We start from the raw sequence: 25,709 nt of genomic DNA on the forward strand, positions 1-25,709 counted from the left end.
TCACAAGAAGCGGTTTTTTATTGCCTGATCCAGCCTCAACCAAACAGCCAATACCCCAACAACGTCAACACCACCACTGCCAACACCGGCCGCATCACGCGGTAGGCTTTCGGATGACGGCGTTTCCACTGTTTGACCACGCCACTGAACTTGTCACTGAAGTTCTTGCTCCAGGCGTAAGCCTGATTGATCCCGCCGACGCGTTCATCATCAAGGTTCTGCGGTGCGGTGGCACGGCCGAGCCAGGCGCTGATCGAGCGGTTGATGCGGGTCATGAGGCGGTTGCTCAGCGGACGCTCGACGTCGCAGAACAGGATCACGCGGGTTTGGTCGGTTTCGTTCTTGACCCAGTGCACGTAGGTCTCGTCGAACATCACATCCTCACCGTCACGCCAGGCGTAGACCTGGCCGTCGACGAAAATCCGGCAATCGTCGGAGTTTGGCGTCGACAGGCCGAGGTGATAGCGCAGCGAGCCGGCAAAAGGATCGCGATGCGGGTTCAAGTGGCTGCCACCCGGCAACAGCGCGAACATCGCGCCTTTGACGTTGGGAATCGCGCTGACCAGAGCCACGGTTTTCGGGCACAGGGTTTCAGCCGACGGCAGCGGTTTGTCGTACCACTTGAGGTAGAAACGCTTCCAGCCCTTCTTGAAGAACGAGCCGAAACCGGCGTCGTTGTTCTTTTCCGCCGCGCGAATATAGCCTTCGTCGAACAGGTGCATGGCCTCGTCGCGAATGGTTTCCCAGTTGTCGCGCAGTACGTCCAGTTCCGGGAATTTGCTGCGATCCAGATACGGCTTCGACGGCACGCCGGAAAACAGGTACATCAAGGCGTTGTACGGAGCGAACAGCGCCGAGTGGTTGACGAACTGGCGCAGAACCGGCAAACGCGCCTTGCCGCGCAAATGCACATAGAGGATGCTGCCCACAAACAGCAGCAGCACCAATACCTTGGCGGCTAACGAAAAGGTCATCAACGACTCCTTGAATAAAGACAACGCTGCGCAATGCCTTTTACCCGGCATGGCAGCCGGCCATGATAAACACTACCGGCTTCGGGAAAAACCCGCCTGACACAAGATTCAGTGTTAAGAATTGCGCAACAAAGCATTTATTAGCATAACGTTCCTGAACCCTGGCTGACCTGAATCAACTGGATTACTGCTCAGTCTCCTGTTCAGTGAACAGATCGCTGAACAACATGCTCGACAGATAACGCTCACCCGAGTCCGGCAGAATCACGACGATGGTCTTGCCCTGCATCTCCGGCGTCTCTGCCAGACGCACAGCAACTGCCATCGCGGCACCACAGGAGATGCCGCACAAAATCCCCTCTTCCTGCATCAAGCGCAGAGCCATCGCCTTGGACTCTTCGTCGGTGACCTGCTCGACCCGGTCGACCATTGACAGATCCAGGTTCTTCGGCACGAAACCGGCGCCAATCCCCTGAATCTTGTGCGGGCTCGGCTTGATCTCTTCGCCGGCCAGCGCCTGGGTGATCACGGGTGACGACATCGGCTCCACCGCCACCGACAGGATCGGTTTGCCCTGGGTATTCTTGATATACCGCGAGACGCCGGTGATGGTTCCGCCAGTACCGACGCCAGCAACCAATACATCGACAGCACCGTCAGTGTCGTTCCAGATCTCCGGGCCGGTGGTCTTTTCATGGATGGCCGGGTTGGCCGGGTTATCGAACTGTGCCGGCATGAAATATTTGTCGGCATCGCTGGCGACGATTTCGGCCGCCTTCTCGATTGCGCCTTTCATGCCTTTGGCCGGCTCGGTCAAGACCAGTTCGGCGCCCAGAGCCTTGAGAACCTTGCGGCGTTCGATGCTCATCGAGGCCGGCATGGTCAGCATCAATTTATAACCACGGGCAGCGGCAACAAATGCCAGGCCAATGCCCGTGTTACCCGACGTCGGCTCGACAATGGTCATGCCCGGTTTGAGTTTGCCGCTGCTTTCGGCGTCCCAGATCATGTTGGCGCCGATCCGGCACTTGACCGAATAACCGGGGTTGCGCCCTTCGATCTTGGCAAGAATGGTCACGCCACGCGGCGCGATGCGGTTGATCTGCACCAGCGGCGTGTTGCCGATGGAATGGGCGTTGTCAGCGAAAATACGGCTCATGGCTGGGTCCTTATGCAGCATTGAATTCAGCCTTCCAAGGTATGCCTGTTGCCTGGCGCAGTCCAGTCGGGTCGAACGACTGCGTCAGGCAATAGTCAATCGCTTACATCGTCAGGGAATTGCCGTCATGAAGCGTCGCTACAGTTGGCCACTAGGGGTTTTCGCCGTCGTCGTTGTGTTGCTGATCGCGCTGCACATCGCCCTGCCCTACATGGTGCGCGACTACCTGAACGGCAAACTGGCGGACATGGGTGACTATCGGGGCCAGATCACTGATGTCGATCTGGCCCTATGGCGCGGCGCCTACAAGATCAACGGGCTGAAGATCGTCAAGGTCGACGGCAAGGTGCCGGTGCCGTTCGTCAATGCACCGCTGATCGATCTGGCGGTCAGCTGGCATTCGCTGTGGTACGACCATGCCGTCGTGGCGCAGGTGAGATTCGTAAATCCTGAAGTCAATTTCGTCGATGGTGGCGCTAACAAACAGAACTCACAAACAGGTCAAGGCACCGACTGGCGCGCGCAACTGGGCAAATTGCTGCCGATCACTCTCGACGAAGTACAGATTCAGGACGGCAAGATCAGTTTCCGCAACTTCAATTCAAAACCTCAAGTGAACATGAACGCCACCAACGTCGACGCGAGCATCTACAACCTGACCAACGTGGTCGACAAGCAGGGTAAACGCGATGCCCGCTTTGAAGGCAAAGCCCTGCTGCTGGGGCATGCACCACTGGAAACCACCGCAACGTTCGACCCTCTGAGCAATTTCGAAGATTTTGAATTCCGCCTGCGCGCCAAAGACATCGAACTCAAGCGCATGAACGACTTCGCCTCGGCCTACGGCAAGTTCGACTTCAACGCCGGCCACGGTGATGTGGTGATCGAAGCCCAAGCCAAAAAAGCCCAGGTCAACGGCTACATCAAACCGCTGCTGCGCGACGTCGAAGTGTTCAACTGGCAGCAGGACGTGGAAAACAACAACAAGAGCATCTTCCGCTCGGTCTGGGAGGCATTGGTGGGCGGCACGGAAACCGTGCTGAAGAACCAGGCGAAAAACCAGTTCGCCACCAAGGTAGAACTCAGCGGCAACGTGCATCAGCAAAATATCAGCGCATTCGAGGCGTTTTTGCAGATTTTGCGCAATGGTTTCGTACAGGCTTTCAATGCGCGATATGAGCGGCCGAAGCCGGATGCGGGTTAGGGTTCATTTCTGGAAAAGCATCCAGATATAGAGTATCGGCGCCAATCTGAATATCCGGGGCCGGCCATTCAACGGTCCAACCTTTATCGCCCAAGATGGCAGTCGCAAAGACTTGGGGATCAAGCAAGGGCTGCAACTGCTTATACGTTTGAATATCTCGACTCAAATCGAGTGTCAGCGCGCGACCATCAACAAAGCAGAGTGCAAGCCGACTATCAGAGAGCGCAGTAACTGCCGCCAAGCGTGGTCGTTTCATGGATAACATCAATTCAGCGCCTCCGGGCAGATGGGGACTGCTTCGCAGCCCAGCGGGAGCAAGCTCCCTCGCCACAGATTCAGTGGACATCCTGAAGGCTATCGCCAAATCGGCGATACCTGAATACTGGCCATCGGCCGAGACTGAGTCAACATGTGACGCCCCATTCAGAGACTGAATAAGCCGTCTGCGTTCACAGTCGACCGGGCTGCGCGTTATAGTCGGGCATCCGATTATTTCGCCCCCGCCCTGCCCATCAGGTCGGCGTTACCGTTCGAGGATTAGCAGATGAAGTTCGAAGGCACCCAGGCCTACGTCGCCACCGATGACCTGAAGCTGGCGGTCAACGCCGCCATCACCCTGGAGCGGCCGCTGCTGGTCAAGGGCGAGCCGGGCACCGGCAAGACCATGCTCGCCGAGCAACTGGCCGAATCGTTCAATGCCAAGCTGATCACCTGGCACATCAAGTCCACCACCAAGGCTCATCAGGGCCTCTACGAGTACGATGCGGTCAGCCGTCTGCGCGACTCGCAACTGGGCAATGAAAAAGTCCACGACGTGCGCAACTACCTGAAGAAGGGCAAGCTCTGGGAGGCGTTCGAATCCGAAGAACGGGTCATTTTGCTGATCGACGAGATCGACAAGGCCGACATCGAGTTCCCCAACGACTTGCTGCAAGAACTCGACAAGATGGAGTTCTACGTTTACGAGATCGACGAGACCATCAAGGCCAAGAAGCGCCCGATCATCATCATTACCTCCAACAACGAAAAAGAGCTGCCGGACGCGTTCCTGCGCCGCTGCTTCTTCCACTACATCGCCTTCCCGGATCGCACCACCCTGCAAAAAATCGTCGACGTGCACTACCCGGACATCAAGAAGGATCTGGTCAGCGAAGCGCTGGACGTGTTCTTCGACGTACGCAAAGTGCCAGGCCTGAAGAAGAAGCCATCGACCTCGGAACTGGTCGACTGGCTGAAGCTGCTGATGGCCGACAACATTGGCGAAGCGGTGCTGCGCGAACGTGATCCGACCAAAGCCATCCCGCCGCTCGCCGGTGCGCTGGTGAAGAACGAACAGGACGTGCAACTGCTTGAGCGCCTCGCGTTCATGAGCCGTCGCGGCACCCGCTAAGAGGCTGATGCCATGTTGCTCAACCTGTTCAATGAAATGCGTGCAGCCAAGGTGCCGGTGTCGGTGCGCGAGCTGCTCGACCTGATCAACGCGCTGAAACAGCGCGTGACCTTCGCCGACATGGATGAGTTCTATTACTTGTCGCGGGCGATTCTGGTCAAGGACGAACGCCATTTCGACAAGTTTGACCGCGCGTTCGGCGCCTACTTCAATGGCCTCGAAAAGCTCGATGATCACTTGCAGGCGCTGATTCCCGAAGACTGGCTGCGCAAGGAGTTCGAGCGCTCGCTGAGCGACGAGGAACGCGCGCAGATCCAGTCCCTCGGCGGTCTGGACAAGCTGATCGAAGAGTTCAAGAAGCGTCTGGAAGAACAGAAGGAACGCCATGCCGGCGGCAACAAATGGATCGGCACCGGCGGCACCAGCCCGTTCGGCTCCGGTGGCTTCAACCCGGAAGGCATTCGGGTCGGCGATGCCGGCAAGCGCCAGGGCAAAGCGGTGAAAGTCTGGGATCAGCGCGAGTACAAGAATCTCGATGATTCGGTGGAACTGGGCACGCGCAATATCAAAGTCGCCCTGCGTCGACTGCGCAAGTTTGCGCGTCAGGGCGCGGCAGAAGAGCTGGACATCGACGGCACCATCGATCACACCGCCAAAGATGCGGGCCTGCTGAACATTCAGATGCGCCCGGAGCGCCGCAACACGGTGAAGCTGTTGTTGCTGTTCGACATCGGCGGTTCGATGGACGCGCACGTGAAAATCTGCGAAGAACTGTTCTCGGCCTGCAAGACCGAGTTCAAACATCTGGAGTACTTCTACTTCCACAACTTCGTTTATGAGTCGGTATGGAAGAACAACATGCGCCGCACCTCCGAGCGCACTTCGACTCAGGATCTGTTGCACAAGTATGGCGCCGATTACAAAGTGATTTTCATCGGTGACGCCGCCATGGCGCCCTATGAAATCACCCAGGCCGGCGGCAGTGTCGAGCACTGGAACGAAGAGCCGGGTTACGTGTGGATGCAGCGCTTCATGGAGAAGTACAAGAAGCTCATCTGGATCAACCCGTATCCGAAAGATACCTGGGGCTATACCTCATCGACCAATATCGTGCGGGATCTGATCGAGGATAAGATGTATCCGTTGACATTGCGCGGGCTTGAGGAAGGGATGCGGTTTCTTTCCAAATAACCTGCTTTGTCTGGACGGACGCTATCGCGAGCAGGCTCACTCCTACATTTGGAATGCGTTCCCCTGTAGGAGTGAGCCTGCTCGCGATGCTTCTAGCTATCTTTGAAGCGCTGCAGATATTTGGTGTGTTCACGGTGCGCAACCTCCTGCACCACCGGCCGCAACCGCACCTGCGCCCCCGGCAGACACTGCGCCAACCGCGCCAACGCCATCGGCGTCAACGCGCCCAATCGCGGATAACCGCCAATCGTCTGCCGGTCATTGAGCAACACAATCGGCTGGCCGTCCGGCGGCACTTGCACCGCGCCTAATGGAATGCCCTCGGAAATCATCGGTTGCCCCTGATACTCAAGCGCCTTGCCCAGTAAACGAATGCCCATGCGATCAGCGCGACTGTCCAGCGTCCAGGCACTGTTGAATGCATCGAACAGACTCTGCCCGCTGAACTGGCCAATCTGCGCACCGAGCACCAGATCCAGTGGTGCAGTCGATTTCAGATCCGGCCGTAACGCCGATGGCACTTCGCGAACCAATAGCGATTCACCGTGATAACTCAGCGTCGATCCCTTGGCCAACGGCAAGCCCATGCCATTGAGCCCACCGAGCTCTTCACGTACCACAGTTGCGCTACTACCCAACACCTTCGGTGCATCAAAACCACCGGGCGCCGCCAGATAGGCCCGAGCCCCAAGCAACGGCTGCGTGAACTGCAATTTCTGCCCTTTGCCCAATTTGAAACTGTGCCACGGCGCCAGCGCTTGCCCGTCAACCTGCGCGCCAAGATCCGCCCCGGCCAGGGCCAGCAAGCAGTCGTCCTCAGCGATTACGGCAAAGCCGCCAAGCGTGACCTCAATCACCGGCACATCAAGCGCATTGCCGAGCAACCAGTTGGCCCAACTCATCGAACACCAATCCGCCGCGCCGCCCTGGGTCACACCCAGATGCCGCACGCCGAAACGTCCTGCGTCCTGCAACAGGCACAGCGGCGTACTCGCCTCAATCCTCAGTCGGCTCATGCCTGCGCCTCCAGTGGCGTGTCATCACCGCCCAGATTGATGAACTCGGCATGACTGACCGCTTCGAATCGCACCGTGTCGCCCGGTTGCATGAGGCTGTAGCCATCACGGTTGCGGTCGAAGAGTTTGGCCGGAGTGCGACCGATCAGGTTCCAGCCACCGGGTGATACCACGGGATAGGCAGCGGTTTGGCGCTCAGCAATACCGACGCTACCGGCCGCGACTTTCTTGCGCGGAGTGCTCAAGCGTGGCGCCGCCAGAATCTCTTCGACCAGGCCCATGAAGGCGAAACCCGGAGCGAAGCCGAGAGCAAACACCTGATATTCGCGACCACTGTGGCGACGTATCACCTCCGCCACCGCCAGGCCGCTGCGCTCGGCCAGCAAGCTCAATTCCGGTCCGACGCTAAGGTCGTACCAGACCGGCAACACATGACATTGGCCGCCAGTTCGTGCATTTGGCGACAGGTCGATCAACGCTTCGGCGATCAACTCCCGCGCCTGACCCGGACTTAGTGAAGTCAAATCGTAATGCACCATCAACGTCGTATAGGACGGCACCAGATCGATCAGTTGCTCACCGAATGCAGTACGCAAGCGCTCACTGGCGGCGAGCATCCACGGCATGTTGGCTTCGGCGATTTCATCGAACAGACGCAACATCAGACAATCCAGTGCCACCACTTCAATCCTTGGGTTCATGATGCACTCTGCTGGTTCAAGGCCTCGCGAATGCGCTGCACGGCGGCCACCGAACCGGCGTTGTCGCCGTGCACGCAAAGAGTGTTGGCGTGCAGGCGCAAGGCGCTGCCATCGCTGGCGGTGAGGTTGTCGCCACGGGCGATGGTCAGGGCTTGCTCGATAATGGTTTCGGCATCGTGATGCACCGCGCCCGGCAGTTGTCGCGAGACCAGTTTGCCGGCGCTGTCGTAGGCGCGGTCGGCGAAGGCTTCGAACCACAATGTCACGCCGTACTCATCGCCGATTTGCTGCGCAGCCGAATTGTCACGGGTAGCCATGAGCATCAACGACAGACTGCGGTCGTAAGCGGCCACCGCCTGAATCACCGCCCGCAGTTGCGCGGGGTTGGCCATCATGTCGTTGTACATCGCGCCGTGGGGTTTGACGTAACTGACGCGGCCGCCCTGGGCTTTGCAGATGCCATCGAGGGCGCCAATCTGATAATGCAGGATGTCTTGCAGCTCTTGCGCCGAATACGCCATGGAGCGACGGCCGAAACCGACCAGATCCTGATAGGCCGGATGTGCGCCGATCTGCACGCCGTGGCTCAACGCCAGGCTGACGGTCTTGCGCATGATGCTCGGATCGCCGGCATGGAAACCGCAGGCGACGTTGGCGCAATCGATGAAGGGCATGACCTCGGCATCCAGACCCATGGTCCAGCTGCCGAAACTCTCGCCGATGTCGCAATTCAATAGCAGGCGGCTCACGGTGAACACTCCTGTAGGTGCTTGTCTTTTTATCTGTAGGACTGTGCTGCGCAGGTTATCAGTTACTGCGCGTCCAGTTGCTTGCCGCGCGTTTCCGGCAGGCTCAACGCCGCGATAATCACCACGCCGTACGACACCGCTGCAAAGGCGCCAATACCTACGCTCAACGGTACTGTCTGGCTGAGCAGGCCGATCAGCAGCGGAAACAGGGCAGCCAGCGCCCGACCGATGTTGTAGCAAAAGCCCTGCCCCGAACCGCGAATTCGCGTGGGGAACAGTTCAGTCAGAAACGCGCCCATGCCGCTGAAAATCCCCGAAGCAAAGAAGCCCAGCGGGAAACCCAGCCACAGCATCACACCGTTGCTCACCGGCAACTGCGTATAAAGCAGAACGATGGTGAACGAGCCGACTGCGAACAGGATGAAGTTCTTTTTCCGTCCCAGCAGATCAGTCAGATAGGCGCTGATCACGTAACCGACGTAAGACCCGACAATCACCATCGCCAGATAACCGCCCGTGCCGAGTACGCTCAAGCCGCGCTCGTTTTTCAGGAAGGTCGGCAGCCAGGAAGTGATCGCGTAATAACCGCCCAGCGCACCCGTGGTCAGCAGCGAAGCGCGGAACGTGGTGAAGAGCATGCCGGGGGCGAAGATCTCGTAAAACTTCGACTGAGTCTCCGGCGTTTGTTGGGCCTTGGCCTCGCGATAGATCTCCGGATCCTTGACCAGACGACGCACGAAGATCACGAAGATCGCCGGCACGATGCCAAGGATGAACAGCGCACGCCATGCGTCTTCCGGCGGCAACACCGAGAACAGCAGCGCGTACAGAATCGCCGTCAGCCCCCAACCCAGTGCCCAACCGGACTGCACCATGCCCACCGCTTTGCCGCGATCCTTGGCGCGAATCACCTCGCCGATCAGCACAGCGCCAGCCGTCCACTCGCCGCCGAAACCGAAGCCCATCAAGGTTCGGGCGATAAGCAACTGTTCGTAGTTTTGCGCGAAGCCGCAGAGGAAGGTGAAGAAGGCGAACCACAGCACGGTCAATTGCAGGGTGCGCACACGACCGATGCGGTCAGAGAGAATCCCAGCGACCCAACCGCCAATCGCTGAAGCAATCAGCGTGCTGGTATGAATCAGCCCCGCTTCACCAGTAGTGATGCCCCACATCGCGATCAGCGTCGGCACGACGAAGCTGAGCATCTGCGTGTCCATGCCGTCCAGACCGTAGCCGATCTTGCAGCTCCAGAACGTGCGACGCTCCTGCTGGTTGATGTTGCGATACCAATCGAACGGCCCCGGACGCGCCGTGGCCTTGGGTACTTCTAGGGTGTCGGGAGCACGCATGGCTTATCTCCGCAGGTTTTTTTATTGGTCTTGTTCGTAGCCCCGACGACGCCTATCGTGGGGACCGGATGCGTCGATTTTTCGTCGCGCGGCCCTGCTGCGTCCAACGAATAAAAACCCGCCTTAGCCATAAGAAAAATTTGTCACCCGAGCCTTGCCCATGAACCTGAAGTTTCTCGAGACCTTTGTCTGGGTCGCCCGACTGAAGAGTTTTCGCCTGACCGCCGATAAGCTGTTCACCACCCAGGCGTCGATTTCCAGCCGCATCGCGGTGCTGGAAGGCGAGCTGGGGGTGAAGCTGTTTTTGCGCGATTCACGCGGTGTCAGCCTGACGCCTGAAGGCTTGAAAGTGCTGGACTACGCCGAGCAGATGCTCGACACGATGTCAGCGCTCAAGCAATCGATCGAGACTCGCTCGAGCAAGGTTGGGCGCGTGCGTATCGGCGTGATGGACACGGTGATCCACACCTGGCTCAGCCCGTTGGTGGCGCAAATGACCGACCTGTATCCACGGGTGGAAATCGAACTGGTGGCGGATACCTCGCTGAACCTCTGCGATCAGCTGCAAAAAGGCTTTCTCGATATCGTTCTGCAAACCGATCTGATCCGCCATGAAAGCGTACGCAGCCTGGAGCTGGCCAGCCATCCTCTGGGCTGGATTGTCGCGAGCAATTCGATCTACAACCGCGACTATGCCGACCTCGCCGAACTGGCACAGGAGCGGATCATCACTTACTCGAAAAACTCCCGACCGCATCAAGACCTTTGGGCGTTGATGCAGGCGAACGGCGTACTGGCGCCACGCTTGAACTGCGTGAATTCGGTGTCGGCGATTACCCGATTATTGCGTGATGGATTTGGGATTGGCGTGCTGCCACCGGTGCTGGTGGCTGAGGAATTGGCGCGGGGGGAATTGACCTTGCTCGACATCGATCAACGACCGCCGAATCTGCAGGTGGTGGTGTCGTGGCGGGTGGGGGTTGAGTGGGTCGAGGAGATTGTGACGTTGTGTCAGCAGGTGCTGGAGGGATATGCGACCAAGGTGGGCACTGACTACATCGTCCTGACACTGTGATCGTTCCCACGCGCGTGGGAACGATCCTTACTGCGCTGACCTCAGAGGCCGCGCACGTCGCGGTCTTCGATCGGCCGACTCTGGCGCAAGCGCCGGCCACCGAGAACAACCCAGTCAATCAAGCGGAACAGGCATTCAATGCCGAACGACAGCAGCAACGCGCCGCTCATGCCCCAGACCATTGCTTCCGGAGTCAGCAGAATCTGGTAGCTGTAACCGTTCCAGGTTTCCTTGCGGATATCCGGATCAGCGGCCAATACCACTTGCAGGAAGCGGATGTACCACGGGCCTTGCATCGCCTGGAACTGCTTGTCCAACGCCACTTGACGCGTGAGCAAGGTGTTCAGACTGTCGGCGTCGCTGCGGAAGATCGGATCTTCACTGGCGCGGTAATGCGCGACCAGCGCTTGCATATCGCCTTTGAAAAACTGCTCGGCAGTTCCCTGAAAACCGCGCAAGCCAGTCTGCGCCTCGATCAAATGCGCCTCGACCCGCTTCGCGTAATCATTGATGAATCCCGGCACCTGGACACCGATCAACAGGCCCGCCGCAAACAACACCAGCCGTACATAACTGAGCAACATCGGGGTAGATCCTTATTCGGTCTTGCCCTGGCTGACGCATTCGCCGCGTCGCCACAGGCTCCATTGGCCCGGTTCATAGCGGGTCCAGGTTTCATTTTCGGTCAACGGTTCGGTGGCGATCACCGTCACTACGTCGTTGGGCGTGGTTTCCGCCTGGAAATCGACGATCACGTCGACATCCTTCAGACGCGCCGGGCCGAACGGGGCACGTCGGGTGATCTGTGCGAGTTTGGTCGAGCAATAGCAGAACAGCCAGTCGCCATCGCTGAGCAGGCAGTTGAACACGCCTTTGCTGCGGTATTCAGCGCACGCGGCGACCAGATCCGGCAACAGCTCTTCTATATCGACCGGCTCCGGGAATGCTGCACGCACGCGGTTGAGCAAATCGCAGAACGCCGCCTCGCTGTCGGTATCGCCGACCGGGCGGTAGAAGCTTTTGATCGGGGTGAAATCGGCGAGCTGGCCGTTATGCGCGAAACACCAGTTGCGCCCCCACAGTTCGCGGACGAACGGATGGGTGTTGGACAGGCAGACCTTGCCGACGTTGGCCTGGCGGATATGACCGATGACCACTTCGCTCTTGATCGGATAGCGCTGCACCAGATTGGCCACTTCCGACTCGCAACTCGCCGCCGGGTCCTGAAACAGACGCAAGCCACGGCCCTCATAGAAGGCGATGCCCCAACCGTCGCGGTGCGGACCGGTGCGACCGCCGCGCTGCATCAGGCCGGTGAAGCTGAACACGATATCGGTCGGCACGTTGGCACTCATGCCCAGTAATTCACACATGTGCGGACTCTCGGGTTACAGACGCGGCTCGACCCGCATGCGCTGCGGATTGTTCGGCAGAGGTGGACGGCCATAACGGTCATCGCCGGCGCCGCCAAACGGTAGATCGTCGTCGCGGTCATCGGCGCGTGCGGCGGCCTTGGCGGCTTCGGCCTGTTCCCGACGCGCCTTCGAAGCACGTTCGAGCGGGAAGCGGATCAACACGAAAACCAGGTAGATGCCGAACGCAATCATGCCGTACATGAACAGATCGGAGACTGCACGCCAGGCGTTGTTGCCGACCTTGAAGGCCAGATCCAGCGCGGTGATGGCGATGGCCGGCGCGACCTTTTCCTTGACCGGGTCAATGATGGTCGGGCTGAAGAGCAACACCGCCATCAGCACGCGCAGCGGCTCGCGCAACCAGCGCCACATCCAGGTTGTCAGGCGCATCCATACCAACAGGCAGCCCACAGCGGCAAAGGCGTAGAGGCCCCAGGCGATCAGATAGTCGTTCTCGGTCATGGTGTCCATGGCAAGGCAGGCAAAGAGGCGCTTATAGTAACGACTTTTCGCCCGTGCGGCTTGTCCCAATACCAGACGGCCAGCAGCAAACCCTGTGGGTGCGAGCTTGCTCGCGAAAGCGGTGGGTCAGTGAAACAAATGTCATCTGACCGGACGCTTTCGCGAGCAAGCTCGCTCCCACAGGGGAATGCGACGGTTTCCAGCGCTGCGAAAACCCTATTCCGTAAATTGTCCGAGAGCCTTCCATGCCCCAATCCGCCAACGCCAACAGTGCCCCGATTGCCCACAAGGCGCCCGGTGCCGACCCGTATGCCTGGCTGCAGGAACGCGACACCGACGCGGTGCTCGATTACCTCAAGGCCGAAAACGCTTATCAGGAAGCGCAAACCGCCGATCAGGCCGAGTTGCGCGAAACGCTGTTCGAAGAGATCAAGGGCCGAATTCTCGAAACCGACCTGTCCCTGCCCTCGCCGTGGGGCCCGTACCTGTATTACACGCGCACTACCGCCGGTGACGAATATGCCCGGCACTACCGCTGCCCACGCCCGGCAGACGACAGCCTGAGCCTCGACGAAAGCCGCGAACAATTGCTGCTTGACCCGAATGAACTGGCCAATGGCGGTTTTTTCTCACTGGGCGCCTTCAGCATCAGCCCTGATCACCAGCGTCTGGCCTACAGTGTCGATGCCTCGGGCGATGAGATCTACACGTTGTTCGTCAAGGAACTGGCCAACGACAAAGTCAGCGAACTGGAATTCGAAGAGTGCGACGGCAGCATGACTTGGGCCAATGACAGCCTGACGCTGTTTTTCGGCGTACTCGACGACACCCATCGCCCGCACAAACTGTTCCGCTATCGCCTCGATGGCACCGCTGCCGAAGAAGTTTTCCATGAGCTGGACGGGCGTTTCTTCCTGCACTGCTACCGTTCCAGTTCCGAACAGCAATTGCTGTTGTCACTGGGCAGCAAGACCACCAGCGAGGTCTGGGCGCTCGACGCCAATCATCCGCACCAGCCTTTCACCTGCTTGGCGGCACGGGTCGAAGATCATGAATACGATGTCGATCACGGCCTGCTCGATGGCGTGTGGACGTGGTTTATCCGCACCAACCGCGACGGCATCAACTACGCCCTGTATCAGGCGCCGGACACCGGCACCGCGCCGACCGAAGCCGAATGGCAGAACCTGATCCCCCACAGCGACACAGTGATGCTCGATGGCGTCAGCCTCAACACCGAGGCCATGACCCTGAGTCTGCGCGAAGGCGGCCTGCCGATCATCGAAGTTCACCCACACGGTCTGGCGCCGTATCGCGTGCAATTGCCGGACGCGGCCTACAGCCTCTATGTGCAAAACAGCCTGGAGTTTGAAAGCGACCGCATTCGTCTGCGCTACGAGGCGTTGAACCGCCCGGCGCAGGTGCGCCAACTGATCCTTGCCAGTGGCGAACAAGCGGTGTTGAAAGAAACCCCGGTGCTCGGCCCGTTCGACGCCGACGCTTACGTCAGCCAGCGCCTGTGGGCCACTGCGCCAGACGGCACGCAAGTGCCGATCAGTCTGGTGATGAAGCGCGAAATGGTTGGCAAAGCAGTGCCGCTGTATCTTTACGGCTACGGCGCTTACGGTTCGAGCCTTGATCCGTGGTTCTCCCACGCCCGTCTGAGCCTTTTGGATCGTGGCATGGCCTTCGCCATCGCCCACGTGCGCGGCGGCGGTGAATTGGGCGAAGCCTGGTATCGCGCCGGCAAGCAGGAACACAAGCACAACACCTTCAGCGATTTCATTGCCTGCGCCGAGTTTTTGATCCTCAACGGCATTACCACGGCTGAAAAACTGGCGATCAGCGGCGGCAGCGCGGGTGGTTTGCTCATCGGTGCCGTGCTCAACCAGCGTCCGGATCTGTTCGGCGTGGCGATTGCTGAAGTGCCGTTCGTCGATGTGCTCAACACCATGCTCGACCCGGATCTGCCACTGACCGTCACCGAATATGACGAGTGGGGCAACCCCGAGGAGCCGGAGGTTTACGAACGGATCAAGGCTTACGCGCCGTATGAAAACGTCAGCGCGCAGGATTATCCGGCGACGCTGGTAATCGCCGGCTACAACGACAGTCGCGTGCAGTACTGGGAAGCGGCCAAGTGGGTAGCAAAACTTCGCGCCACCAAGACCGACAACAATGTGCTGCTGCTCAAGACGGAACTGGGCGCCGGGCATGGCGGGATGAGCGGGCGTTATCAGGGATTACGTGACGTAGCACTCGAATACGCATTTGTTTTCAAGGTTTTGGGCCTGGCCTGAGGAACTCCATCGGTCACTTGGGTCTTAATTGCAGACCCAAGAGGCCGATACCCCACAGATCCCTGTAGGAGCTGCCGAAGGCTGCGATCTTTTGATATTGATTTTTTCAAAGGCAAGATCAACAGATCGCAGCCTTCGGCAGCTCCTACATGGGGACCGTGTGTAGCCTGAAATCCGAGACAATAAAAAGACCGTGACGACATGTCAGAACCGACCTTCCTGAACAACGAAATCCGCGACTGGCTGATGGACTGTGGCCTGTTCGATCAATTGCAACTGGCCGACTTTGCGGCCGCTTCCGGCTACTTCAGCATCAGCACCGTGGCTGAAGGCGAGGCGATTTTCCGCGAGGGCGATGCCGGCAGTTTCATGTGCATCCTCCACACCGGTCAGGTCGCCGTGCAGAAAACCGGGCCCGATGGTCAGGTGATCACCATGGCCACCCTGCGCAGCGGTCGCGCGTTTGGTGAAATGGCCGTGCTCGACGGTGAACGCCGCTCGGCCACCTGCATCGCCGCGACTAACTGCCAGCTATTGAACCTCGGCAAGGATTCGCTGGAAAAAATGCTCAACGACGCGCCGAAAATCGCCGCCAAGATCATTCGCGCCCTCGCCGTCTCGCTGTCGAAACGCCTGCGCATGGCCGACGGTCAACTGGCGGCGCAACAGGTTTAACCGCCGGGAGATTTTGCCTTGGTGCCGCTCGGTTCAATGCCCGGCACCGGCTGATCCTTGCTCGGTGGGCTGGGCATTTCGATCGGCACCAGCGGTGGACTGCCACTGCCGGAGCCGGACTTGGGAATGTTGATCGGCGTGATCTGCGGATACGGCGTCGGTGTCGCAGTCCCGGGCGAGCCGGGTTGCGGCGCCGGGCTGACCGGTATTGTCTGTTGCGCCTGCACTGCAGTAATCGAGAGCGCGGCCAGGGCAATGACCGTTAGAATGGTGCGCTTCATCAAGGGCTCCGTTTGGCCTCTAGTCTGCGCTCAGGCTACTCCCAACGGGCCTGCTTGCCTTCCCCCTTGTAGAGATTTCCATGAAACGTTTCGTTCTGCTCGACACCACCCCGATCCCTGAAAGCGGCGGTGCCCTGTGCCTGTTCGAGTATGGCGAAGACTTCGTCATCAAGATCCAGGGCGGCGACGGCGGGCAATTGATGAACACGCGCATGCACGGTTCCGAAGATGCACTGGCCGAAATTCCTTGCCGCAAGGTCGCGGGCCGGCCGGATTCGCGGGTGCTGATCGGCGGTCTGGGCATGGGCTTCACCCTCGCCTCCGCGCTCAAGCATCTGGGCAAGACCGCTGAAGTAGTGGTCGCCGAATTGGTGCCCGGCGTGGTCGAGTGGAACCGTGGCCCGCTCGGCGAAAAGTCCGGTCGTCCGCTGCTCGATCCGCGCACAGTGATCCGTCAGGAAGACGTGGCCAAGGTGCTGCAAAGCGAACCGAACGGCTTCGACGCGATCATGCTCGACGTCGACAACGGCCCCGAAGGACTGACGCAGAAAGCCAACAGCTGGCTGTACTCCGCCGCCGGTCTGAATGCCTGCGCCAAGGCCCTGCGCCCGAAAGGCGTGCTGGCGGTGTGGTCGGCCAGCGCCGATCGGCTGTTTTCCGACAAATTGAAGAAGGCCGGATTCAAAGCCGAAGAGGTCCAGGTCTTCGCCCACGGCAACAAGGGCACGCGCCACACGATCTGGATTGCCGAGAAGCTCAAGGGCTGAGCTAAACTCTGCGCATAACCGTCATTAGTCTTTCTACAAAGGTGAACCCATGAGTTCGTCCACTCCAACCAATACGTCGAAGCTGGATCGCATCCTCGCCGACAACCAGCGCGACAAGGAAATGGGCTACCGCGACAAGGCCCTGAAGATGTACCCGCACGTCTGCGGCCGCTGCACCCGTGAGTTTTCCGGCAAGCGCCTGAGCGAACTGACCGTGCACCACCGCGACCACAACCACGACAACAACCCGCAGGACGGCTCGAACTGGGAATTGTTGTGCCTGTATTGCCACGACAACGAACACTCGCGCTATACCGATCAGCAGTATTTCAGCGAAGGCTCGCTGAGCACGCCGAAGATTGCCAAGGCGACGCATAACCCGTTTGCTGCCCTCGCCGGCCTCATGAAGAAAGAAGATTAAAGTTCTTCATTGGCCTGACTGGCCCCTTCGCGAGCAAGCTCGCTCCCACAGTGGTTTTGTGTATGACACCGATCCAGTGTGGGAGCGAGCTTGCTCGCGAAGGCGGCCGCTCAGGCACCGCCAATCCATGATCTGACCACAACCGCCCAATCCCCGTATAATCGCCCTCTTTTTCCCGAAGGCACCCCGCTCGTGGCAGACAAACGGTACAGCTGCATTGGTTTGTATAACCCCAAATCACCGGAGAACGTCGGTTCGGTGATGCGCGCCGCAGGCTGCTACGGCGTGGCGTCGGTGTTCTACACCGGCAAGCGTTATGAACGCGCCGCCGACTTCGTCACCGACACCAAACGCGTGCACTACGACATCCCGCTGATCGGCATCGACGATCTGAAAAAGATCCTCCCGCTCAACTGCGTGCCCGTCGCCGTGGAACTGGTCGAGGGCGCCCGCCCGCTGCCGGAATACACTCATCCGGATCGTGCCCTGTACATCTTCGGCCCCGAAGACGGCTCGCTGGACAAAGAGATCCGCGACTGGTGCGAAGACGTCGTGTACATCCCGACCACCGGCTGCATGAACCTAGCCGCGACCGTCAACGTCGTACTCTACGACCGCATGGCCAAGGGCTTGAACACCCGCTCCGGGCCAAAATTCCGCTGAAACGCCGCATATTCGATGGAACGAGCTGACCGCTCCGGCAGTCAGCTTGTTTATCGATTACTCATTGCCTGGAGAAAGATCATGACCGAGCTCAAACGCGTCGAACGTATCGAATCCACCCCGTTCCAGAGCCATTCCGAGCAGAACGTCGAAGGCTGGGAGCGCATCGGCTCACTCGCGGGCGGCGTGATCATGGTCGGTAAAGGCCTGCGCCGTGGCGGCGTGTTCGGTTTGATTCAGGTGGCGATTGGCGGCGTGGCGATGGCGCGCGGGATTACCGGGCACAGTTCGGTGAAGAGCCTGTTCGAGAAAAGTCGCCAGGACATGAATAACGTGCGAGCAAAGATCGAGCGGGCCGGGGAAGAGTTGAGCAAGCTCAAAGCCAATGCCGAGGCGGCGACCAAAACCGCTACCGTGACCGGCAATGATTCGGTGAAGTCGCCGAAAGCCGGGGGTTGATAGCTTAAAAGCAAAAGATCGCAGCCTTCGGCAGCTCCTACAGGGAAAACGCATTCCACAGGTAGGAGCTGCCGAAGGCTGCGATCTTTTGATCTTTACTGTAGCAACGCGATATCAAGCACTTTGGACGACTCGCCAAGAACGCTCTCGGCCAGTTGCACAAACTCCTTGGTACTCACCGTCCCCAGATGCATCGCCCCACGCAACACGTCATCCAGCGAACGCTTGTTGCGCGTCTTCAAGCGAATCTCGCGATCCAGTTCCTGCAACACCACCACTGCTTTCGCCACCTGCGCCGGGCTGATCTGCTCGCCGCGCAACGTCGTGACTTTCTGGCTGTCCCTGGCCAGTTTCGTCTGCAAACTCTGATAACGCTCATCGCTCATGCCACCGGCACGGCGCACCAGTTCAATCGCGTAATACTCGGCAAAGCCTTCGCTGATCCAGTCACTGCGCTGCTCGTCGTTGATCCGCCCGAACACCTGCGCCAGCTCACGCACCAGCGCGCTGCTACCGTTTTCGCTGACCAGCGGCAATCGCGTATTCACGTAGATGGATTCATGCGCACCGAGGCTGCCGCGCCACATCGGGTCGTTGGCGCCGACGATCAATAGTTTGCTCGGATGGCGTGGATAAACGGCCTGCACCTGCGGCCAGACGAATGTCAGCAACGTCAGCACATCCATTCGGCGCATGCCCTGCCCTTGCGGCGAGGCCACGGTGACTTCGGTTTCGCCCAAGCGTGTGCGGCGGCTGCCGAGGTGGCCGGCAAGCATCCAGCCGGTCGGGCGGTCGAACAGGCGCGAAGGATTGTCGATGCGGAATTTGTTTTTGCCGATGCGTGGCCACGCGGTTTCGATGCTTTTCCAGCCGTCGGGCAGTTCGAATTGCAAGCGCGCAACCAGTTCAGTGCCGTCCTGCTGATCGAGTTTGGCTGGCGGTACCAATTCGTCGCCACGCATCAACGCCCAGGTCGGGGTCATGCGCGTGTCGAAGCTGCCGTTCTTGCGGCCGTGGCTGATGCGTACGCGGTAGGTCAGGCTGGACTTTTCGCTGGCGGGGTGCCAGACCCCGCGCGCCTGTTTGCCTGGGCTCAGCAGCCACTGACCGTCAGCCTTGAAGTCGCTGTAATGACTGCCGTCGCCAAGATCGAAATCGAGACTGCGCACCGCTTCACCCTTGGCCAGGGTCAGGCGTACTTCGGCCTGATCGCTCTGTGGCAACAGGCGCACGTGATAATCCAGATCGACTTTCTTCGCCGCCCAGACCGGCGCGCTCAACGCCAGCAGCGCGACCATCAACGCTTGCGGCAATCCGACAGCCATACGCACTCCTTGGTAAAGCCTGGAACAGCAGGTGTTTAACCTGCGCGGAAAATCAGGTGATCTTCCCAGTCATCTTCCGGCACGCTGCCTTCGGCAAGCATGCGCCCGGACTGGGAAATACGCTCATGGTGCACCGCGTCGCGATCGCCACACACCAGGTGGTGCCACAACGGCAAATCCTTGCCCTCACTGACCAATCGATAACCGCAGGTCGGCGGCAGCCATTTGAATTCCTCGGCCTGACCCGGGGTGAGCTGGATGCAGTCCGGGACAAATTTGAGGCGATCAGGATAGTCGCTGCACTGGCAGGTTTTCAGGTCCAGCAGTTTGCAGGCGATGCGCGTGTAATAGACGCTGTTGTCTTCTTCATCCTCGAGTTTTTGCAGGCAGCACAGACCACAGCCGTCGCACAGCGATTCCCATTCCTGGTGATCCAGTTGATCGAGGGTTTTGCGTATCCAGAACGGTTCGACTTTGGCGGCCATGATTCAAGCATCAACATCAGGTGGTGAAAAGGCCGCCAGTCTAGTGCCCAAGGCCTTGCGGGCCAAGCGTTGGCGACTGCCGGTTGTGCGGGACTTGTCAGTTTTTGTGGCGGCGCGTAGCTTTGCCTGTCGTCACGAGCCTTGTCCGGAAGCCATTAACGCTCGACCGCGTTGCATTCCGGTGAACAGTCATGGCTCGCCAAACCCCATTGTTCAGCGCACCTGATCCCGCCGGGTTTGCAATCGAATCTCTTACTCAAACGTAGCCAGGAATCTCTTGATGAGTGCCAACCCACGCGTTGCCGATTACGCTATTCACCCGCAATTCACCGACCGCTGGTCGCCGCGCGCCTTCACCGGTGAAGCGATCCCGGAAGAAACCCTGCTGAGCTTCTTCGAAGCCGCGCGCTGGGCGCCTTCGGCGTATAACTCGCAGCCGTGGCGTTTCCTCTATGCGCGTCGCGATACGCCGAACTGGGAGCGTTATCTGGGTCTGCTCAATGAATTCAACCGTAGCTGGGCGCAGCACGCCTCGGCGCTGGTGATCGTGATTTCGAAAACCACCTTCACTGCACCCGGCGCGACGGAAGAAACCCCAGCGTTGTGGCACACCTTCGACACCGGTTCGGCGTGGGGCCATTTGGCGTTGCAAGCAAGCATCAGCGGCTGGCACACCCACGGCATGGCCGGTTTCGATCAGGAGTTGACGCGCAAGGAGCTGAATATTCCTGAAGGCTACGCGCTGCACGCGGCCGTGGCGGTCGGCAAACTCGGTGACAAGGCAACGCTGGCTGAATACCTGCAGGCCCGTGAAGAGCCGAGCCCGCGCCGCCCGCTGAACGAACTGGCGGCAGAAGGCGACTTCACCCTCTAAACCACACCGTAAAACAACTGTAGGAGTGAGCCTGCTCGCGATGAGGCCGTGTCAGTCAACATAAATGCTGTCTGATACACCCCCATCGCGAGCAGGCTCACTCCTACATTTTTTACCGCCGTCAGTAGCCGCGATCGAAATCCACTTCCCCGCGCAACGCTTCGCTCGCCTGATACGCCCTCAGGTTCTCGACAAACAGCTGCACCATCAATGCCGGTGACGTTGGCGCCGAGCTGTGCCCGGTCAGCAGCAAGCCCCACGCGGTCCAGAACGGATGCCGCTGTGGCAGTGGCTCCTGACGGCAAACGTCGATCACCGCCCCCGCCAGATGCCCTTCTTTCAGCGCTTCGACCAGATCAGCGTCGACCACCGCGACACCCCGTCCAGCGTTGATGAACAACCCGGTCGGCTTGAATTGCTTGAACAGCGCCGCATCGTAGATATCGTGGGTGTGCTCGGTGTTCGGCAGCAGGTTTACAACGTAATCCACCTCGCCCACCAGGCGTGGCAGATCGGCCATCGAACCGACCTCGACAAACGGCGCTTGCTCGCGGGCAGTGCTGGCAATGCCGTACAACTCGATGCCGAATGGCAGCAGGAACTGCGCCACGCTCTGGCCGATGTCGCCCGTGCCGACGATCAGCACTTTGCGTCCGACCAGACTCTGGCCGCTGCGGTTGTCCCACTTGCGCTCGACCTGGCTGACCAGTCGCGCCAGCACTTCGCGCTCATGGCCAAGAATGTACGTCAGCACGTATTCAGCCATCACCTGACCGAAAATCCCTACCGCACGGGTCAAGCGATAATCGCGGCGCAAGCCGTCAGCGAGCAGCGGCGTGATGCCGGCCCAGGTCGATTGCAGCCATTGTGGCTGATGCCCTTGGCGCAACAGGGTCGCCAGCAGATCCGGCTGGCCCAGCCACACCGGGCAATCGGCGGCCTGACGGGCCAGTTCGGCGGAGTCGCCACTGGTCAGTACTTCCAGCTCGGGCGCTGCCTGACGCAGCAGCCGGGCGTATATCGCGTGGTCGTGTTCAGCAATCAGAACGCGCATCTTCAAACCTTTCGCAAACCGTGCAGACGGCCGCCGGATTTTGGCCGGCCATCGCGGTAAAAACAGTTCCAGGGTAAACCGAGACTCAGAACAGAGCCTCGCAGATCAGACCGGATCGTTGCGTCGCAGCAACTCTTCGGGCAAGTGCTCGATGTACTCGTCCTCGGCCGGCGGCATTTGCAGGTGGTAGCCCTGCTTGTCGAGGTTTTCCAGGACCACGACGATGTCCTCGCTGGCCAGTTTGCGCTCGGGCGACAGCACCAGATCGAAGGAATGCTTCGGCTTGCCGAACGCCAGCATCAGCGCTTCCGGCACACGCTCCAGCGCGTCGCTCTTGAGCACATAAAGGTACATGCCGCTGCGCTTGGAGCTTTGGTAGATGGAACAAATACGTTTCAAGGCTGTTCTCCGGCGGTGGCCAGGCTGTCGAGCAGCTTCTGGCCCATGAGTTCGCGGCGCCAGCCACGCAGCGACTCAGGCAATTGGTAAGGACCCTCGGGGTAGCCGCTTTTGACCAGGGCTTCGAGGGTTTTCTTGCGCAGCATCAGTTCCGGGGCGATGCCCAGACGCTCGGCCTCAGCCTGGCCCAATGCACGCAGTTGTTTGATCAACGCAGCCGCCTCGATCGGCAATGGCTCCGCTACAGCGGGCGGCCATTGATCAGGCCCCACACTGCCAGAGCGTTTGATCAGATCAAGCAGAAATTGACCGTCCTGACGCACGGTACGCGGGTGCATGTCTTCGATCTTGCCCAGCGCTGCAAGGTTGTCCGGTTGCGTGCGGGCCAGCGGCCATAGCGAATGCTCGCGAACAATGCGGTTGCGCGGCAGATCGCGGGCGCGAGCCTCTTTTTCACGCCAAGCACACAACTCGCGCAATACCGCCAGTTGCGCACGCGAGAGTTTCCACGCCAGTTTGGCCTCGCGATAGACCTCGTAAGGGTCGGTTTCGCGGCGCAGGTTGGCGACCAGTTCGGCACCGTCCTCCAGCACCCAGGCGAATTTGTCGTCAGACAGTTTCGGCCGCAGCTGTACGAAAACCTCCGCCAGATGCACGGCATCTTCGGCGGCGTAGCTGATTTGCGTGTCGGACAACGGGCGCTGCAACCAGTCGGAACGGGTCTCGCCCTTCGGCAGTTCGATGCCGAGCACTTCCTGCACCAGCCGCGAATAGCCCATAGAGAAACCGAGGTTCAGATAAGCCGCGCCCAATTGCGTGTCGAACATCGGTGCCGGCAGGCTGCCGGTCAGGCGCAACAGCACTTCGAGGTCTTCGCTGCAGGCGTGCAGGACTTTCAGCACCGTCGGGTTTTCCAGCAAGGCGGCCAGCGGTTGCCAGGCGTTGATGGTCAACGGGTCGATCAGGTAGGCGCGTTTGCCGTCGCCCACCTGCAGCAGGCCGGCAATCGGGTAGAAGGTGTCGACCCGCATGAATTCGGTGTCGAGGGCAACGAACGGCAGCTGCTGCCACTCGGCGCAAAACTGCGCGAGGCTTTCGTTGTCGCGAATCCAGTGAATATCGATGGCCACACGGCTCTCCCTTGAAGAATGGCGCGCAGTATATATCGCCACCGGCGATTTACGCGCCTGCGAAGGGCAAGAGCTGTGACGAAATGTCCTGCCAAAGAGAAAGAATAGTCTGACAGGTGGAGACGAAAGGCCTGTTATGTAGCGGATGAGGTTCAGTCTTTGGCCAAGACGCCGTCGATCACCGCGCCACGGCAACCGGCGAACATGTCCAGATCCGGCTGATAGACCGAACTCTTCACCTCCAGCAAACCAAGCATCGAGTGGAACAGGTTGTCTTGGCTCAGCGGTTTGTCGCGGCTCATTTGCAGGCAATGGGTATCGACCGAATAGGCCTTTTGATAGCTGTCGCTGAACCACGCCAGCATCGCCACGTGCTTCTGTTGTTCTGGCGCCAGCATGTAAGGCGTGCCATGCAGAAACAAGTTGTACTCACCCAGTGACTCGCCGTGGTCCGACAGATACAACATAGCGGTATCGACTTTGTCCTGATTGCTACGCAATACATCGATCAGGCTCGACAGCACATGGTCGGTGTACACCAGCGTGTTGTCGTAACCGTTGACGATACTTTCGCGGCTGCAATTATTCAGCGCATTACTTTCACACACGGGCGTGAAGTGCTCGTATGCCTTTGGATAACGCTTGAAGTATTCCGGGCCGTGGCTGCCCATCTGGTGCAGGACTAAAACGGTGTCCTTGTCCAAGTGGTCGATAAAACCTTGCAGGCCTTGCAGGAGGATTTCGTCGCGGCATTCGCTGTTGGCGCACAGCGCCGGGTCCTTCAGGTTGCTGACATCTTGCAGCGTGACTCGATCACAAGTGCCTTTGCAGCCCGACTGGTTGTCACGCCAGATCACGTCGATCCCGGCACGCTTGAGCACATCGAGTAAACCTTCTTCATTCTTCGCTTTGCTGGCGTCGTAATCCTTGCGGCCCATGTTGGAGAACATGCACGGAACCGATACGGCCGTTTCTGTCCCACAGGAATGCACATCAGTGAAGGCGATCAGCCCGGCTTCCTTGTCGAGTTGCGGCGTGGTATCGCGGTGGTAGCCAAGAATGCCGAAGTTCTCCGCTCGAGCACTTTCCCCCACCACCAGCACCGTCAGGGATTTACGCGGTTGAAGCTTCACCTCCGGATTGCGCTCGGCGTCCTCACCGATCTTGATGAATGGCTGCCGCGCCGAGGCCACTTGCTCACGTAGATAACCCGCCGAAGCACCGATGTAATTACTGGGCACCAGCATCAGACGAATTTCGTGATGGTTGCGAAACAGTGAAGATAAACCCTGATAGTTGGCCAGCGCCACCCCGCCAATCACCGCCACCGAAGCAACACCGACAATAACTTTGCTGATCAACTCACGGTGCCAACGACGATAGTTGACTGGAACTTTCCACAACAACCAGGACGGTAATACACCGAGCAACAGAATATAAGCAAACAACTTCAGCGAGAGCAGATCACGCACTTCCGTTGCATTGGTTTCGGCAAAGTTGCGAAACATGCCGGCATCGATCATGACGCCATACTGACTCATGAAATAAGCCACCCCGGCGCTGATCAGAAATATCAGCGTCAACAGCGGTTTGAGCAACGGCCGAAAAGCCAGAACCGTCAGCACGATATTGAATGCCGCAAGGATCATCACCCCGAACGCCACGCGCATGGCGATGCCCTTGCCATCGGCGGCGGTGATCTCGAACAGGTGTTGCCAGAGGACAAAATTGCAGCCAATTAAAAGAAAGGCACTGGCAATCAACGTCACCCATTCCGGGCGTACGGCTTTTAACTTCAACATAGAAAGGGCGATTCCTGAAAAGAAGAGCCTCGGTCCATGAAAGAAATTTCAATTGTGAAAATTTCATTAACTAAGGCACGAGAAACTTTAAGCAGGCAACCATCAATTTTTTGTGAAAAAGACGCCAACGATTAGTTGGCTGTTGGCAATCCGATGAAACTTGTGAAGTATTTGAGAATGGTTCAGGTCTGATTCAGAAAAAACAGCACGGCTGTTTATTGTGGGAGCGAGCCTGCTCGCGAAGAGACCGGAACATCCAATATTTTCGGTGGCAGACAATCCGCTTTCGCGAGCAGGCTCGCTCCCACAGGGGATGGCGGTGTTATCGACTTTTTAAATACAGCAGTGGGTTTTCTGGTTTGCCCGGACTAGACCGCTCCGCGCTTAAT

General features: G+C 59.0%; 27 protein-coding genes and 1 pseudogene. 11 read left to right on the plus strand and 17 right to left on the minus strand.

Translation table 11 applies throughout. The features are described from left to right. Nucleotides 1-35: 35 nt before the first annotated feature. Nucleotides 36-974, minus strand: coding sequence for an aspartyl/asparaginyl beta-hydroxylase domain-containing protein (locus HUW52_RS23970; protein ID WP_093438167.1), 939 nt, complete (start codon nucleotides 972-974; stop codon nucleotides 36-38). 184 nt (nucleotides 975-1,158) lie between these two features. Continuing rightward, complete coding sequence (gene cysK / locus HUW52_RS23975; RefSeq protein ID WP_016986798.1) at nucleotides 1,159-2,133, minus strand: cysteine synthase A; 975 nt, start codon at nucleotides 2,131-2,133, stop codon at nucleotides 1,159-1,161. Nucleotides 2,134-2,260: 127 nt separating this feature from the next. Between cysK and HUW52_RS23980 the strand changes: the two genes are divergently transcribed. Next, nucleotides 2,261-3,337 carry a DUF748 domain-containing protein gene (locus HUW52_RS23980; RefSeq protein WP_175555073.1) on the plus strand — a complete coding sequence of 359 codons (1,077 nt, stop codon included), beginning with the start codon at nucleotides 2,261-2,263 and terminating at the stop codon, nucleotides 3,335-3,337. 7 nt (nucleotides 3,338-3,344) lie between these two features. Here HUW52_RS23980 and HUW52_RS23985 read toward each other — a convergent pair. After that, nucleotides 3,345-3,602 (minus strand): annotated as a pseudogene (locus tag HUW52_RS23985) (DUF2442 domain-containing protein); the annotation flags it as partial. Between the two features lie 279 nt (nucleotides 3,603-3,881). Here HUW52_RS23985 and HUW52_RS23990 point away from each other — a divergent pair. Together HUW52_RS23990 and HUW52_RS23995 are read left to right on the plus strand one after the other, a co-directional pair. After that, entirely contained in the window at nucleotides 3,882-4,727 is an 846-nt protein-coding gene (locus HUW52_RS23990) for a MoxR family ATPase (protein WP_016986801.1), read from the plus strand. Nucleotides 4,728-4,739: 12 nt separating this feature from the next. Then, complete coding sequence (locus tag HUW52_RS23995; protein ID WP_175555074.1) at nucleotides 4,740-5,918, plus strand: VWA domain-containing protein; 1,179 nt, start codon at nucleotides 4,740-4,742, stop codon at nucleotides 5,916-5,918. A gap of 92 nt (nucleotides 5,919-6,010) precedes the next feature. Here the strand turns inward: HUW52_RS23995 and HUW52_RS24000 are convergent, their stop codons facing one another. The 4 genes from HUW52_RS24000 to HUW52_RS24015 all read right to left on the minus strand — a co-directional run bounded on the left by HUW52_RS24000 (nucleotide 6,011) and on the right by HUW52_RS24015 (nucleotide 9,733). After that, nucleotides 6,011-6,934, minus strand: coding sequence for a biotin-dependent carboxyltransferase family protein (locus HUW52_RS24000; RefSeq protein ID WP_175555075.1), 924 nt, complete (start codon nucleotides 6,932-6,934; stop codon nucleotides 6,011-6,013). Next, nucleotides 6,931-7,635 carry a 5-oxoprolinase subunit PxpB gene (gene pxpB / locus HUW52_RS24005; protein WP_175555076.1) on the minus strand — a complete coding sequence of 235 codons (705 nt, stop codon included), beginning with the start codon at nucleotides 7,633-7,635 and terminating at the stop codon, nucleotides 6,931-6,933. Before pxpB ends, HUW52_RS24000 begins: the two co-directional genes overlap by 4 nt. Then, the gene (locus HUW52_RS24010; protein ID WP_175555077.1) at nucleotides 7,632-8,384 is read right to left on the minus strand and encodes a 5-oxoprolinase subunit PxpA; all 753 of its coding nucleotides are present in this window, start codon (nucleotides 8,382-8,384) and stop codon (nucleotides 7,632-7,634) included. Before HUW52_RS24010 ends, pxpB begins: the two co-directional genes overlap by 4 nt. A 62-nt stretch (nucleotides 8,385-8,446) precedes the next feature. After that, nucleotides 8,447-9,733 (minus strand): MFS transporter, encoded by a 1,287-nt coding sequence (locus tag HUW52_RS24015; protein WP_175555078.1) that lies wholly within the window; start codon nucleotides 9,731-9,733, stop codon nucleotides 8,447-8,449. 160 nt (nucleotides 9,734-9,893) lie between these two features. On the opposite strand from HUW52_RS24015, the gene HUW52_RS24020 reads away from it, so the two are divergent. Next, the gene (locus HUW52_RS24020) at nucleotides 9,894-10,808 is read left to right on the plus strand and encodes a LysR family transcriptional regulator (RefSeq protein WP_175555079.1); all 915 of its coding nucleotides are present in this window, start codon (nucleotides 9,894-9,896) and stop codon (nucleotides 10,806-10,808) included. Nucleotides 10,809-10,849: 41 nt separating this feature from the next. Here the strand turns inward: HUW52_RS24020 and HUW52_RS24025 are convergent, their stop codons facing one another. The 3 genes from HUW52_RS24025 to HUW52_RS24035 are packed head-to-tail and all read right to left on the minus strand — an operon-like array spanning nucleotide 10,850 to nucleotide 12,694. Then, nucleotides 10,850-11,392, minus strand: a complete 543-nt coding sequence (locus HUW52_RS24025; protein ID WP_016986807.1) for a DUF2937 family protein — start codon at nucleotides 11,390-11,392, stop codon at nucleotides 10,850-10,852. Nucleotides 11,393-11,404: 12 nt separating this feature from the next. Beyond that, nucleotides 11,405-12,181 carry a class II glutamine amidotransferase gene (locus HUW52_RS24030; protein WP_007911322.1) on the minus strand — a complete coding sequence of 259 codons (777 nt, stop codon included), beginning with the start codon at nucleotides 12,179-12,181 and terminating at the stop codon, nucleotides 11,405-11,407. A gap of 15 nt (nucleotides 12,182-12,196) precedes the next feature. Then, nucleotides 12,197-12,694, minus strand: a complete 498-nt coding sequence (locus HUW52_RS24035; RefSeq protein WP_016986808.1) for a hypothetical protein — start codon at nucleotides 12,692-12,694, stop codon at nucleotides 12,197-12,199. 236 nt (nucleotides 12,695-12,930) lie between these two features. On the opposite strand from HUW52_RS24035, the gene HUW52_RS24040 reads away from it, so the two are divergent. Together HUW52_RS24040 and HUW52_RS24045 are read left to right on the plus strand one after the other, a co-directional pair. Then, a complete protein-coding gene (locus HUW52_RS24040; protein ID WP_175555080.1) occupies nucleotides 12,931-14,985 on the plus strand; it encodes a S9 family peptidase in 2,055 nt (684 codons plus the stop codon). 201 nt (nucleotides 14,986-15,186) lie between these two features. Continuing rightward, the gene (locus tag HUW52_RS24045) at nucleotides 15,187-15,660 is read left to right on the plus strand and encodes a cyclic nucleotide-binding domain-containing protein (RefSeq protein WP_016984668.1); all 474 of its coding nucleotides are present in this window, start codon (nucleotides 15,187-15,189) and stop codon (nucleotides 15,658-15,660) included. On the opposite strand, the gene HUW52_RS24050 is transcribed toward HUW52_RS24045, so the two are convergent. Further along, complete coding sequence (locus HUW52_RS24050) at nucleotides 15,657-15,941, minus strand: hypothetical protein (RefSeq protein ID WP_026000574.1); 285 nt, start codon at nucleotides 15,939-15,941, stop codon at nucleotides 15,657-15,659. The genes HUW52_RS24045 and HUW52_RS24050 overlap by 4 nt on opposite strands. Before the next feature lie 80 nt (nucleotides 15,942-16,021). Here HUW52_RS24050 and HUW52_RS24055 point away from each other — a divergent pair, with 80 nt between their 5' ends. The 4 genes from HUW52_RS24055 to HUW52_RS24070 all read left to right on the plus strand — a co-directional run bounded on the left by HUW52_RS24055 (nucleotide 16,022) and on the right by HUW52_RS24070 (nucleotide 18,251). Next, nucleotides 16,022-16,708, plus strand: coding sequence for a spermidine synthase (locus HUW52_RS24055; RefSeq protein ID WP_007911335.1), 687 nt, complete (start codon nucleotides 16,022-16,024; stop codon nucleotides 16,706-16,708). Between the two features lie 49 nt (nucleotides 16,709-16,757). Then, nucleotides 16,758-17,129, plus strand: a complete 372-nt coding sequence (locus HUW52_RS24060; RefSeq protein WP_007911336.1) for a YajD family HNH nuclease — start codon at nucleotides 16,758-16,760, stop codon at nucleotides 17,127-17,129. Nucleotides 17,130-17,321: 192 nt separating this feature from the next. After that, nucleotides 17,322-17,792, plus strand: coding sequence for an RNA methyltransferase (locus HUW52_RS24065; protein WP_007911337.1), 471 nt, complete (start codon nucleotides 17,322-17,324; stop codon nucleotides 17,790-17,792). An 81-nt stretch (nucleotides 17,793-17,873) separates the two neighbouring features. After that, nucleotides 17,874-18,251, plus strand: a complete 378-nt coding sequence (locus HUW52_RS24070; protein ID WP_175555081.1) for a DUF2892 domain-containing protein — start codon at nucleotides 17,874-17,876, stop codon at nucleotides 18,249-18,251. Nucleotides 18,252-18,346: 95 nt separating this feature from the next. Here the strand turns inward: HUW52_RS24070 and HUW52_RS24075 are convergent, their stop codons facing one another. Continuing rightward, nucleotides 18,347-19,576 carry a hypothetical protein gene (locus HUW52_RS24075; RefSeq protein ID WP_175555082.1) on the minus strand — a complete coding sequence of 410 codons (1,230 nt, stop codon included), beginning with the start codon at nucleotides 19,574-19,576 and terminating at the stop codon, nucleotides 18,347-18,349. A 35-nt stretch (nucleotides 19,577-19,611) separates the two neighbouring features. Beyond that, nucleotides 19,612-20,061 carry a YcgN family cysteine cluster protein gene (locus tag HUW52_RS24080; RefSeq protein ID WP_016984673.1) on the minus strand — a complete coding sequence of 150 codons (450 nt, stop codon included), beginning with the start codon at nucleotides 20,059-20,061 and terminating at the stop codon, nucleotides 19,612-19,614. Between the two features lie 280 nt (nucleotides 20,062-20,341). Here HUW52_RS24080 and HUW52_RS24085 point away from each other — a divergent pair, with 280 nt between their 5' ends. Continuing rightward, nucleotides 20,342-20,935, plus strand: a complete 594-nt coding sequence (locus tag HUW52_RS24085; protein ID WP_116028869.1) for a nitroreductase family protein — start codon at nucleotides 20,342-20,344, stop codon at nucleotides 20,933-20,935. A gap of 121 nt (nucleotides 20,936-21,056) precedes the next feature. On the opposite strand, the gene HUW52_RS24090 is transcribed toward HUW52_RS24085, so the two are convergent. The 4 genes from HUW52_RS24090 to HUW52_RS24105 form a co-directional block, all read right to left on the minus strand. Next, complete coding sequence (locus HUW52_RS24090) at nucleotides 21,057-21,989, minus strand: D-2-hydroxyacid dehydrogenase (protein WP_175555083.1); 933 nt, start codon at nucleotides 21,987-21,989, stop codon at nucleotides 21,057-21,059. Nucleotides 21,990-22,094: 105 nt separating this feature from the next. After that, complete coding sequence (locus HUW52_RS24095) at nucleotides 22,095-22,388, minus strand: YcgL domain-containing protein (RefSeq protein WP_007911350.1); 294 nt, start codon at nucleotides 22,386-22,388, stop codon at nucleotides 22,095-22,097. Further along, nucleotides 22,385-23,518, minus strand: a complete 1,134-nt coding sequence (gene rnd / locus HUW52_RS24100) for a ribonuclease D (RefSeq protein WP_016984676.1) — start codon at nucleotides 23,516-23,518, stop codon at nucleotides 22,385-22,387. Before rnd ends, HUW52_RS24095 begins: the two co-directional genes overlap by 4 nt. A 152-nt stretch (nucleotides 23,519-23,670) precedes the next feature. After that, on the minus strand, nucleotides 23,671-25,320 hold the full coding sequence (locus tag HUW52_RS24105) for a phosphoethanolamine transferase (protein WP_175555084.1): 1,650 nt from the start codon (nucleotides 25,318-25,320) through the stop codon (nucleotides 23,671-23,673). Between the last annotated feature and the right edge of the window lie 389 nt (nucleotides 25,321-25,709).

The organism is Pseudomonas sp. 43A, assembly GCF_013363935.1.
Taxonomy (GTDB): Bacteria; Pseudomonadota; Gammaproteobacteria; order Pseudomonadales; family Pseudomonadaceae; genus Aquipseudomonas; species Aquipseudomonas crudilactis.